Origin of the sequence: Paraburkholderia sp. BL17N1 (genome assembly GCF_003634175.1) — a bacterium.
GTDB lineage: Bacteria > Pseudomonadota > Gammaproteobacteria > Burkholderiales > Burkholderiaceae > Paraburkholderia.
Genome location: NZ_RBIW01000003.1, coordinates 701,721 through 712,230 on the forward strand (window position 1 = coordinate 701,721; position 10,510 = coordinate 712,230).

General features: G+C 61.6%; 9 protein-coding genes and 3 pseudogenes. 7 read left to right on the forward strand and 5 right to left on the reverse strand.

All coding sequences use genetic code 11. The annotated features are described in order from the left end of the window. Positions 1–308: 308 nt before the first annotated feature. The gene (locus B0G82_RS39240) at positions 309–1,478 is read right to left on the reverse strand and encodes an IS91 family transposase (RefSeq protein WP_121311519.1); all 1,170 of its coding nucleotides are present in this window, start codon (positions 1,476–1,478) and stop codon (positions 309–311) included. 21 nt (positions 1,479–1,499) lie between these two features. After that, positions 1,500–2,375, reverse strand: coding sequence for a site-specific integrase (locus B0G82_RS39245; RefSeq protein ID WP_121311520.1), 876 nt, complete (start codon positions 2,373–2,375; stop codon positions 1,500–1,502). A gap of 499 nt (positions 2,376–2,874) precedes the next feature. Here B0G82_RS39245 and B0G82_RS39250 point away from each other — a divergent pair, with 499 nt between their 5' ends. From B0G82_RS39250 to B0G82_RS41020, 4 genes and pseudogenes are all read left to right on the forward strand, one after another. Continuing rightward, positions 2,875–3,747, forward strand: a complete 873-nt coding sequence (locus tag B0G82_RS39250) for a DUF427 domain-containing protein (protein ID WP_121311521.1) — start codon at positions 2,875–2,877, stop codon at positions 3,745–3,747. A gap of 106 nt (positions 3,748–3,853) precedes the next feature. Continuing rightward, positions 3,854–4,373 (forward strand): annotated as a pseudogene (locus B0G82_RS41305) (MOSC domain-containing protein). Next, positions 4,370–4,579 carry a hypothetical protein gene (locus tag B0G82_RS41015; protein WP_241975150.1) on the forward strand — a complete coding sequence of 70 codons (210 nt, stop codon included), beginning with the start codon at positions 4,370–4,372 and terminating at the stop codon, positions 4,577–4,579. Before B0G82_RS41305 ends, B0G82_RS41015 begins: the two are co-directional and overlap by 4 nt. Before the next feature lie 120 nt (positions 4,580–4,699). Further along, positions 4,700–5,212, forward strand: a complete 513-nt coding sequence (locus tag B0G82_RS41020) for a 2Fe-2S iron-sulfur cluster-binding protein (RefSeq protein WP_241975151.1) — start codon at positions 4,700–4,702, stop codon at positions 5,210–5,212. Between the two features lie 24 nt (positions 5,213–5,236). Here the strand turns inward: B0G82_RS41020 and B0G82_RS39260 are convergent, their stop codons facing one another. Continuing rightward, positions 5,237–5,869 (reverse strand): ABATE domain-containing protein, encoded by a 633-nt coding sequence (locus B0G82_RS39260; protein WP_121311522.1) that lies wholly within the window; start codon positions 5,867–5,869, stop codon positions 5,237–5,239. Between the two features lie 334 nt (positions 5,870–6,203). On the opposite strand from B0G82_RS39260, the pseudogene B0G82_RS41310 reads away from it, so the two are divergent. Further along, positions 6,204–6,936 (forward strand): annotated as a pseudogene (locus B0G82_RS41310) (alpha/beta hydrolase). Between the two features lie 55 nt (positions 6,937–6,991). Beyond that, positions 6,992–7,963: a zinc-binding alcohol dehydrogenase family protein gene (locus B0G82_RS39270; protein ID WP_121311523.1), complete on the forward strand. Its 972-nt coding sequence runs from the start codon at positions 6,992–6,994 to the stop codon at positions 7,961–7,963. A gap of 129 nt (positions 7,964–8,092) precedes the next feature. Here the strand turns inward: B0G82_RS39270 and B0G82_RS39275 are convergent. Both B0G82_RS39275 and B0G82_RS39280 read right to left on the reverse strand, forming a co-directional pair. Continuing rightward, positions 8,093–8,458: pseudogene (locus tag B0G82_RS39275) on the reverse strand (TrbG/VirB9 family P-type conjugative transfer protein); the annotation flags it as partial. Positions 8,459–8,583: 125 nt separating this feature from the next. Next, the gene (locus tag B0G82_RS39280; RefSeq protein ID WP_121311524.1) at positions 8,584–9,294 is read right to left on the reverse strand and encodes a type IV secretion system protein; all 711 of its coding nucleotides are present in this window, start codon (positions 9,292–9,294) and stop codon (positions 8,584–8,586) included. Positions 9,295–9,809: 515 nt separating this feature from the next. Between B0G82_RS39280 and B0G82_RS39285 the strand changes: the two genes are divergently transcribed. Beyond that, the coding region (locus B0G82_RS39285; RefSeq protein WP_147439670.1) for a hypothetical protein at positions 9,810–10,510 on the forward strand (701 nt) is incomplete at its 3' end.

Below are 10,510 nucleotides of genomic sequence, written 5' to 3' on the forward strand. Positions count from 1 at the left end.
GAATGCTTCCGCGCGTGCCGGCAGGCGTCGAATAAACCCGATGGAGGAAACCGCGGAGTGGTCCGATAGGGTCGGTGCTCGCCGCTATGGGGATTGATAAGTGAGGATGCTCAGCGATGTCGGGGGCAGCGCGACCAGGTACGATGCTGGCCGGCCGCTGACAGTGTAGCGAAGCGGTGTTGTCGTGCAATCATGATGGTGAAGCAGACGCGGAAGGCGCTTTGTGAAGCGCCAGGCGCAAACGTCCGCTCGTGGGCCGCGTTGCCGCAAAGCCGACGGTCGGTTCAGATATCGGGGCACCGTTGTGCTCATGTCTGACCCCGGCACACCGGCGGTGCGCGGATCGGGGCGCTGCGCGCGAGGATGTCGACGACGATCATCGGGGCCCCGCAGTGCCGGCAGATGAAGACGGGCCGGGTTTCGGCGGTGGCGTCGTGCGGTGGCGGGCTGATCTGGGGTGCGACATGCAGCAGGTCGCGAATCCTGGCGAGACTGGCGCGGCGCATCGGGTTGGCGAGCAGCCCGTAGTGACGGATCCGATGGAAACCACCGGGCAGCACATGGAGCAGGAAGCGGCGGATGAACTCGCCGGTTTCGAGGGTCATGGTCTTGTAGCGGGTGCGCCCCTTCGCGCGGTAGTCCTTCCAGCGGAACGTCACACCGTGCTCATTGAAGTCGACGAGGCGCTGGTTGGAGATGGCAACGCGGTGCGTGTAGCGTGAGAGGTACTCGAGCACCGCCTTCGGTCCGGCGAACGGGCGCTTGGCATAGACCACCCATTCGCAGGTGCGTAGCGGCGCAAGCCACCGGGCGAAGGTGGCGGGATCAGCGAGCCCGGTGTACTCGCCGAAGAAGTGCAACTGGTCGTGCCGGTGGGCCACTTCGAGCGCTTCGAGGAAGCGCCGGCGGAACAGGCGTGAGAGCACTCGTACCGGCAGGAAGAAGCCGGGCCGGCACGCGATCCAGCGCTCGCCATCAGGCGAGAGTCCGCCGCCGGGTACGATGCCGTGCACATGTGGATGATGGGTGAGTGCCGAGCCCCAGGTGTGCAGTACGAGCGTGGCCCCGATCTGGGCGCCGAGGTGTCTGGAATCTGCGGCGATCGTGCGCAGCGTTTCGGCGGCGATGTCGAGCAGCAGGCCGTAGATGATTCGTTTGTTATACCAGGCGATCGCACTGATGGGCGCGGGCAGCGTGAAGACGACGTGGAAGTATTCCACGGGTAGCAGATCGGCCTGGCGTGCCTGCAGCCAGCGGTGTGCGGCGCTGGCCTGGCACTTCGGGCAATGCCGGTTCCTGCATGAGTTGAAGGACACCTCTGAGCTTGCGCAGCCTGAACAGCGCAGCACATGTCCGCCCAGTGCCGCCGTGCGGCACCGTTCGATGGCCGACATGACCTTCAGCTGCCCCAGGCTCAGGTGTGCGCTGGCTCGCCACACTGGCCCGTGGCTGCGGAAGATGTCCGCAACCTCCAGCATGAGGCGCTACAGCGCGCGGGCCTACTCGGAGGGCAGACGGTCCAGCGGACTGGTGACCTCGCGCAGCAGGTCGGTGGCCACCTGGACGTAGAGCGCGGTGTTCTCGAGCTTGGCATGGCCGAGCAGCACCTGGATCACGCGGATGTCTACCTTCTGTTCAAGGAGGTGTGTCGCGAAGCTGTGCCTCAGCGTGTGCATGGATACACGTTTGTCGATGTGCGCAGCCTCGGCGGCGGCATGTATGGCGCGGTTCAGTTGCCGCGTGCTCAACTGATCGAGCGGATCGAGCCCGGGAAACAGCCACCCACCATCGGGCATCTTGCCCTGCGCACGGGCCACGCGCCACCACACACGCAGACGCTCGAGCAGCACCGGCGAGAGCATGGCGTAGCGGTCACGACGGCCCTTGCCCTGCTCGATACGCAGTGTCATGCGTTCGCTGTCGACGTCGGCGACCTTCAGCGCGACCACTTCGCTGGCGCGTAGCCCCGCGCCGTACGCGACCGACAGCGCGCTCTGGTGCTTCAGGTTGCCGGCGGCCTCGATAAGCCGCCGCACTTCGTCGGGACTGAGCACGACGGGCAATACGCGGGGCACGCGCACGGGTCGCATCCTGACCATCAGCTCGGGCCGGTCGAGCGTCACCGTAAAGAAGAACTTCAGTCCGGTGATCGCGTGATTTAGCGACACGGCCGATGTGCCATGGTCGACGAGATAGAGCTGGTAGCGCCGCAGGTCCTCGACGGTGGCCGTGTCAGGTGAGCGCCCGAGAAACCGGGTGAACTCACGCACGATGTGCAGATAGATGTCCTGCGTCTTGGGGGCAAGCTGGCGCATGCGCATGTCGTCGATCATGCGCTGGCGCAATGGGCTGACGTTTGCTGGTAAGGAGGTCATGATTCGGCTCCTGCTGAAGAACGAGGCGGATTGCCTCATTCGCCAACATAAAGCCGCGTGACCGGCCTCTCCCTCACCTCCAGCGTCAGACCGTAGCCCCTACCGCGCGAGCGGTTTAGTCCATCGGCCAAGAAGGGCCGTTCGCCACAGTCCGCAATTGGACATTTGGGTGACCGCTGCGACTGGACAAACGGACCTTCGACCCCTTGATCAAAGTAGACAGGCTGCGCTCGCCGTCGGTCGCCGATCCCCACGTGCTGACGGATTCTTCAGTTCCAAGTGAAGTTCGATGATGAGATTGCTTCCCGATGGGATATTTACTACCCTCATTGGTGACGTTGAGCCGCAATCGGCGTCTATTGGGTCAAATTCCCAGCATATTACGTCGGCTTTATCGGCCACACAGCAGCATTTTTGAAGATAAATCGGCAGCCGTGCGGCCCGATAAAACCATAGCGCGAGCGATGGTGGCAGGTCGGCGTTGAAGGGGGGAGCAGCAATGGGACTGTCCTGGCAACAAGGTCCGCTCTCACCGGGAGCAATCGGCCGATTTCTCGTGCCTGAATCTCTGCCCAAGAGACTGCTGTACGTCGAGCCATTGCGGCGGCGAATGCGCGTGCGCTTCGGTGAGACATGGATCGCCGATAGCGAGCACGTCCTCCTCCTCTTTGAACCGGGCCGTTATCCAGTAGCCTACTTCCCCGAGAGCGACATCGCTCCAGATACTCTGGAACGCATCGACCATACCACCCAGCACCCTGATCTCGGGCCCACATCGTGGTGTGCCGTCCGGGCGGGTGAGCACTCCGCGCCGCGAGGGGCGTGGCAACACACCAGCCTGCCCGCCCACGCGAGCGAACTGCAGGCACGCGTTGCGTTTGCGTGGCGGGCCATGGACGCTTTCTACGAAGAAGACGAGCGGGTCCTTGGCCATGCCGCTGACACGTACCACCGCATCGACATTCGCCAGACGTCCCGCAAGCTCGTAGTCCGCCATCGTGAGCGCATCATTGCTGATACTACGCGGGCGCTCGTCCTCTATGAGTCGGGCTTCGCACCGCGCTGGTATGTTCCACGCGCCGACACCGATGAGTCCGCCCTCGTCCCCGTGGAACACCAGACCTTCTGCCCGTACAAAGGGATCTGCAGCTACTACCACATCGGTGACGCACGTCTTGCGGCGTGGTCGTATCCTGACGCCTATCCTGAGGTCGGGCGCATCTCCAACCTGGTGTCGTTCGAGCCGGACATCGTCACCGTCCATCTCGATGGCACCCAGCTCCATCTCGAGCCGGGTCAGTCGGTGATTGCACACGGCCCGGATCGCGGGCTCACCGTCGCCGAAGCGCTTCCGGCCCGCAAACAGCCATGAGCGGCCACACGTCGGCGCGTTCGCGCGGCTACGGAGAAGCAACATGGCTCGACTACTGTCGGTGAACGTCGGGCTTCCGCGCGACATCGAGTAGAAAGGTCGCACCGTGCACACGGGGATCTGGAAGAGCCCGGTAAGTGGCCGCTGCCGGGCTGGCCGGTTGAATCTTGACGGGGACGGTCAAGGCGATCTGGCGGGGCACGGGGGTGAGCAGCGAGCCGTCTTCGTCTACCAGATCGAATCGTATGGTCATTGGCAAGAGCAACTGAAAAGGAACGACTTCGTCTACGGACAGTTCGGCTAACTTCACGATCGAAGGAATGCCTGACTCTGCCGTGTGCGTCGGCGACCGTTATCAGATCGGCAGCGCACTGTTCGAGGTCACTCAACCTGGGGTTACCTGCTACCGCGTCGGCATGCGGATGAACGAGCAGCGGATGCCGGCATTGTTGACATCTAGCGGACGGCCGGGGTTCTGCTTCCGCGTCCTGCAGGAAGGCGAGGTAGGCGCCGGTGAAGACATCGTAAAGGTGGGAGTCTTCAACGGACCGCCGGTGGCCCGCCACTTTTACGCAGCTATTCGCTCTCGGGTGCCCTCTCGACGGAGCGCTACCGAATCAGCGTGAAGATCGAGGCGGGCGCGGCTGGAACCTGGCTGCGGGCGCATGTCCGGGTGGGCGATGTTCTCGACTTCAGCGCGCCGCGCGGAAGCTTCATTCTGCAACCCGGAGATGGACCGGTGGTGTTGCTCAGCGCGGGAATCGGGGCGACGCCTGTTCTGGCCATGCTGCACGCGCTGGCGGCGGCCCGTGCGACGCGGCCGGTCTTATGACTCTATGGGGCTCACGATGGGGGGCACCATCCGTTCGCCGCCGAAGTGCGCCGCCTCGTGCACGCGCTCACGGACGGCCGCAGCTATGTCTGTTACAGCAGGCCGAGCCCACACGACCGGATGAGTGAGGATTTCGACGCTGCCGGTCACCTGTCGCGAGCGGCCCTGGACGAGGTCGGCATCCCGCGGGAGGCGGATGTCTACCTCTGTGGGCCGACTCGCTTCATGTCGGATATGAAAGTAGTGCTCGCAGTCGCGGGCATAGCGCCGAAGCGGATTCACGTCGAAATCTTCAACGGCGGCGAGTCGATGACTCCTGGTATCGTCGGTACCCCGACGCGCGCTCCGCATCTCCCCAAAGACGATGCCAACACGGGTCCACTGGTATCGTTCGCGCGCAGCGGCATCACTGCACATTGGAAGGCCTCGGCCTATCAGAGCATTCTGGAGCTGGCCGAGGCGTGTGACGTGCCCGTCCGCTGGTCGTGCCGCACCGGCGTCTGTCACAACTGCGAGAGCGGATTGATCTCTGGGTCCGTCATCTACCAACCTGATCCGCTCGATCCACCGGCAGAGGGAAATGTCCTTATCTGCTGCTCTCGGCCGCAGGATCACGTGGTGATCGACGTCTGAGCACCGTCCAAGTGTGGCGGCACGTCAGCTGCCTTCCTGCTCCTTGAGTCGCTTCCTGTGAGCCGCAACCTTCGCGCGGTTGCCGCAGATCGCCATGCTGCACCACCGCCGCGCATGGCCCCGTGTGTGATCGGCAAACAGCAACGTGCATCGCGGACCTTCGCATGCCTTCACGTGCGTGAAGTCCTCGTCACACACGAATTTCGCCAACGCCTCGGCGATGGGCATCAGTAACGACTCCGGTGATTGCCAGCGTCGATTCTCGCGAAATTCAAACGTCGTCACGCCGTTCGTGCCATCCGCGACGACGTCTCCATATCGTTCGTCCCGCTCGAGCAGTTGATTCAGGGGCTGCAGCTCACGCAAGTCCCTGGCGACCAGCGGCCGTCCCTTCCTCTTCTGAACAAATCCCCTGAACCACTCGCGCAGCGCGCGCGCCTGCGCCGCGACGGCGTCGAGTTCGGCCGGCGTCGACCGCGACCGCATCGCCGCGAGCACGGCGCGAGGCACAAGTCCGGCCTGTTCCAGCCAGGTCAGCAAGCCTTCCCCATCGCTGATCCAGTCGACTTCATCATCCACCGGCGTTGCAAGCGAGTTCAGGAAATCGAGGCCCGGTGCATCGGCCACGAATATCGCGGGAATCTGACGGTAGTCCATCTTTCTTGTGACGAATGTGCAGTGACAATGCTCACATTGTAACCACTAAAAACGCGCTTGACAAGTTACGCATCTCTTATGTAACCTTCAAAACAGAATTATGGCGGTTACTTAGAAGTTCGCCGATCTGCATGCGTCAGCGATCTGTCATGCCGACAGTCGCGCACCACCGTCCAACCTCTGTACTAACCTTCTTTATTTGTGGAGGGAAATCATGCCCGCTATCGCTTATCGCAATGCCGACGTCGACGGCTTCAAGGTCTTCTATCGCGAAGCCGGTCGGTCGGGTGCCCCGAAACTCCTGCTCCTGCACGGCTTTCCGAGCTCGAGCCACATGTTCCGCGACCTGATTCCGAGGCTCGCCGACCGCTTCCACATCGTTGCTCCGGATCTGCCCGGCTTCGGACAGTCAGACATGCCAAGTCGGGACGATTTTGCGTACACGTTCGACAACATCGCCAACGTCATCGACCGCTTCACCGAGGTGATCGGTTTTGATCGCTTCGCGGTCTACGTGTTCGATTACGGTGCGCCGACGGGCTTCCGGCTCGCGCGCAAGCATCCTGAACGGATCACCGCGATCATCGCAGAACGGCAACGCTTACGAAGAAGGGCTGAGCGAAGGGTGGAATCCGATCCGCGCGTATTGGACGGATCCTTCGCACGCCAATCGTGAGGCGCTTCGAGCGCTGCTCACGCTCGAAACGACCGTGTGGCAATACACGCATGGCGTGCCCGATACGACGCTCGTGTCGCCGGACGGCTACGCACTCGACGACTTCTATCTGGGCCGGCCGGGCGCGGACGAAATTCAGCTCGATCTATTCGGTGACTATCGAAGCAACGTCGGACTGTACCCAGCGTTTCAGGAGTATTTCCGCACCCATAAGCCTCCCTTCCTCGCCGTGTGGGGCAAGAACGATCCGTTCTTTCTCCCTGCGGGCGCGGAGGCATTCAAGCGCGACATACCGGGCACCGTAGTCCGCTTTTTCGATACCGGCCACTTCGCGCTGGAAACGCACGCCGCGGAGATCGCCTCGGCCATTTCGGATTTCCTTACTCGCTGACCCGGGTCCCCAAGTCAGTTTGTCAACCGTGTCATTCATCTTCAGGAGAAGAGTCATGCGTGCAATCGTGCTCGATAAGTTCGGCGGCCTTGATAGCCTCGTCTATACGGAACTGCCAGAACCCGAGCCACTGGAAGGTCATGTGGTCATCGAAATCAAGGCATTCGGCCTCAACCACGCGGAGGTACATATGCGGCGCGGCGAATGGGCCGAAGCTGCCAAAGTCAGCGGCATCGAATGCGTGGGCGTAGTGAAGTCGTGTCCTGGCGGGGAATTTCCGGTCGGCGCGAAAGTCGCCGCGTTGATGGGCGGCCTCGGACGAACCATTAACGGCAGCTACGCGCAATACACGCGGGCGCCCGCGTCCAACGTTGCATTGATCGAGGCTGACCTGCCGTGGGCCGAGCTCGCGGCGATTCCGGAAACATATGCGACCGCGTGGACGTGCCTGTTCCGCAATCTCGAGATCGAAAAAGGGCAAACGTTGGTCATCCGCGGTGCGACGTCGTCGTTCGGACAGGCCGCAGTCAACCTCGCTGTGAACGCCGGCGCAAAGGTCATCGCGACCACGCGCAATCCGGCGCGCTTTGCGATGCTCGAGGGTCTCGGTGCCTCGCGCGTCGAAATCGAAGGCCCCGATCTGTCGAAGCGCATCGCCGAGGCAAAGCACATCGACGCGGTGCTCGACCTCGTCGGCAACAGCACGATCCTCGATTCGCTCGCCATGTTGCGGCGCGGCGGCCGGGCCTGCCTTGCGGGCTGGCTCGGCGGCCTCGCTCCGATCGCCGATTTCAACCCGCTGATGCAAATGCCGAGCGGCGTCTATCTGACGTTCTTCGCTAGCTTCGTATTCGGCACGCCCGGTTTTCCGGTGTCAGACGTTCCGCTTGACAAGATCGCCGAAGACGCCGCGGCCGGCCGCCTCAAGGCAAAGCCGACCCGTGTGTTCGGTTTCGATGAAATCCGCGAAGCGCATCGCGTGATGGAAGCCAACGAAGCCGGCGGAAAGATGGTCGTCGTCCTCTGACCGACCGGGTACTCATGGGACGACGAGAATCGTTGGGCGTCCCGTGAGAACTGTGCGCTCCAATTGTCCGCCGCGGGCGGACCACGGCCTGCCCGCAGCACTGTTGCCAGTTGTCTTCATGGATTACTGGAAGCGCACGGTCTGATAGAAAAAGCCACCGGCCGGCGACGCGATTAGCGTGAAGTCGTATTCGCGGCGGTTCGTCGTCAGGTGCAGCGTGTTCACCAGGTCCGCCTTATGCGGCTTAATGAAGACGTGGTTCATCTTGTCGTCATCAATCTCCCACTGGACACTGTCGCCCATAGCGGGGTCGGCAATCAGCTTCTCGCCGGGTTCCAGCTCGATGGTCGTCAGTTTCAGCGGTGCAGTGAGCACGCGAAAGATCTGGTCGCGGCTGTACGGAAACACGCCGATCCTTGCGTCACCAGGCATCGTTAGCGGGTCCGCGCCACCATTGAACGGATTGACGGGACTCATCGGGTCCCCCGCAATCATCGCTGCGTTGAACGAGTTTGCGTCAGCAGGTTTTTTGGCATTCGCCGCCGTCATTTGCAATGCCGTCGCAGCAACCAGAACGAGAACGCCGAGCGTCGGACGGTGATATCGGGAGGTCATCCTGGTCAAGCTCCACCGGTCCGCTCAAGGCGGAAGAACGGAATGTAAATGCCGAAGGGATTTGCGGTGAGTGCCGCGTCGGCGGTTGGCGCCACGATCTGGTAGCGAAGCGTCAGCGCATAGGACTTCGCGTCGGGCTTGCCGGTCGCGCCCGCCTGCGAGGTCGTCGTTGTGAACTCAACGAGAACTGTCTGATCTTCAAGCAGCGCGATGTTGCGCACGTTCACTTCGCGGATCAGCGTGGGATTCGCGGTGATCTGCTGGAAAGGGGCGTCGTCGCGCAGCCAGCTCTTGAACTGGTCGGTTGCGGCACCGATCATCTGGGCCTTTACCGAATTGATGTTCGACGACATGCGCGACGTCTGCAGGCTGTCGGTCAGCACTGGCTCGATCGTGAACCAGCGCACCGCCATGTCGCGCATGCTCGTGCGCAGCGCCTGGGAGTCCGGCTTGTAGGCGACGAGTTCCGTCACGACCGGGTGACCGCTCACGTCGGCCGAGACACCCACCACGCGCGTGACCGAAGGCGGCGGCTGCCGTGTCCAGACCGCACCGGCTGCGACCGCCGCAGAGGCAAAGGCAATGAGCATCCAGCGGTTGCTTTCAACCTTCAGCCGCGTGCTCGTCTCGAAAATGACTTTCGATGGATCTTCCTCGGCATACATGCCGGGGGCCGTGGATAGCGCGGCCTGCCGCTTGTTCCTGAAAATGCGCATGGCAACCCTTGATGAATGGGTACCATTGAAACAATTTCTAACAAGGGTTTTGATGCAAAAGGCACAGAGATTTGAGCGCCTTTGTGGTCACGAGAGTTCACTGTAAGCCTCACTGGCCTTCGAAAACTTTAACCATGGTTATGGACCTCCGCCGGAAAGAGAATCGAAATCGGCACCCTTTCGGCGTTCCGCTGAGCGTGCTGCGGTGTATCGTTTTGGTCTGTTCCGAATTTTTTTACAAATTTACATTCCTGGAACAAGATAGCTGCTTTTTTCCTATTTAAAAACAGTCAGTTGCGCGGGCGAGGCGAGCAAAAAATTAACCATGGTTAAAAAGCTCGTGAGGTGCAGCGGATAACGCGCGGTGCAACGGCGCAGTAGCAGTTGCAGACGCGGAAACGATTGGCCGGGTTTTAAAGCAACCGTACGGTGCACCTTTCGGTTTCCAAGTGGAAACGTTCAACGGTGGGTTGCTGAATATGCTTTTCTTCCAAGCGATTTATTGAGAAGTTTCAATGACGGAAAAAGTCGTCGACGATGCATTGAGGCTAGCAGCGATTTATAAGGCCGGCGTGGGAACGCAATGGAACACATATCGTCAGGCAGCAGCCAAGCTGTCCAGATTGTTCGAGACAAACCTGGCGCCACCGAGGATTGGCGAGGCTCTGGCCGTCTCGCGTTTGCCCAGGGTGCTTACAGGACTGTTCGACAAAGCCGGCTTGAGCAGTGGTAACGCGCGCGCTCTCCTAAGACTGGCAAGTCAGCGTGGAGAAAGCCTGCTCGCCGCAAGCGCCGCAGAGATTGACACAACTGGAATGGACGCAAGGGATATTTTGCGTGCCTTGCGATCGGGCGGCGAAGTAAGCTCACGAGCGGCTCCTCCGGGATTGAACGGGCCGCTCGCCATTGCAGCGTATTACCTAAGAGGCAAATTCCCGAGCAAAGGCGTCGCGGCGGCACATATGGGCATACCGCAATCCCGGCTTAGCGAGGCAATCACCATTGAGAAGGCGTTGCCGACTGAGGTGAAAACGCTTTTCCCGGGTGACAATCTGACTTTCGCGGCCGGCAAGGAAATAGTGAGGCTGATAGCGCTGCGGGGGGCGAATAATATTCGCGCCCTCGCAGCCGAGGCGGGCCGCTCGCCGCGTAGGCCGTCACCCCAACTGATGCTGAACCGCCTTGCGGGTATCGATATCCCCGGCGTCGACGTGAG

What these genes read in the sequence shown, in the direction of transcription:
- B0G82_RS39280 (WP_121311524.1), bottom strand. Translation starts at nt 9,294, where the DNA reads ATGCGCATTTTCAGGAACAAGCGGCAGGCCGCGCTATCCACGGCCCCC.
- B0G82_RS41020 (WP_241975151.1), top strand. Translation starts at nt 4,700, where the DNA reads ATGAGTGAGGATTTCGACGCTGCCGGTCACCTGTCGCGAGCGGCCCTG.
- B0G82_RS39245 (WP_121311520.1), bottom strand. Translation starts at nt 2,375, where the DNA reads ATGACCTCCTTACCAGCAAACGTCAGCCCATTGCGCCAGCGCATGATC.
- B0G82_RS39270 (WP_121311523.1), top strand. Translation starts at nt 6,992, where the DNA reads ATGCGTGCAATCGTGCTCGATAAGTTCGGCGGCCTTGATAGCCTCGTC.
- B0G82_RS39260 (WP_121311522.1), bottom strand. Translation starts at nt 5,869, where the DNA reads ATGGACTACCGTCAGATTCCCGCGATATTCGTGGCCGATGCACCGGGC.
- B0G82_RS39250 (WP_121311521.1), top strand. Translation starts at nt 2,875, where the DNA reads ATGGGACTGTCCTGGCAACAAGGTCCGCTCTCACCGGGAGCAATCGGC.
- B0G82_RS39240 (WP_121311519.1), bottom strand. Translation starts at nt 1,478, where the DNA reads ATGCTGGAGGTTGCGGACATCTTCCGCAGCCACGGGCCAGTGTGGCGA.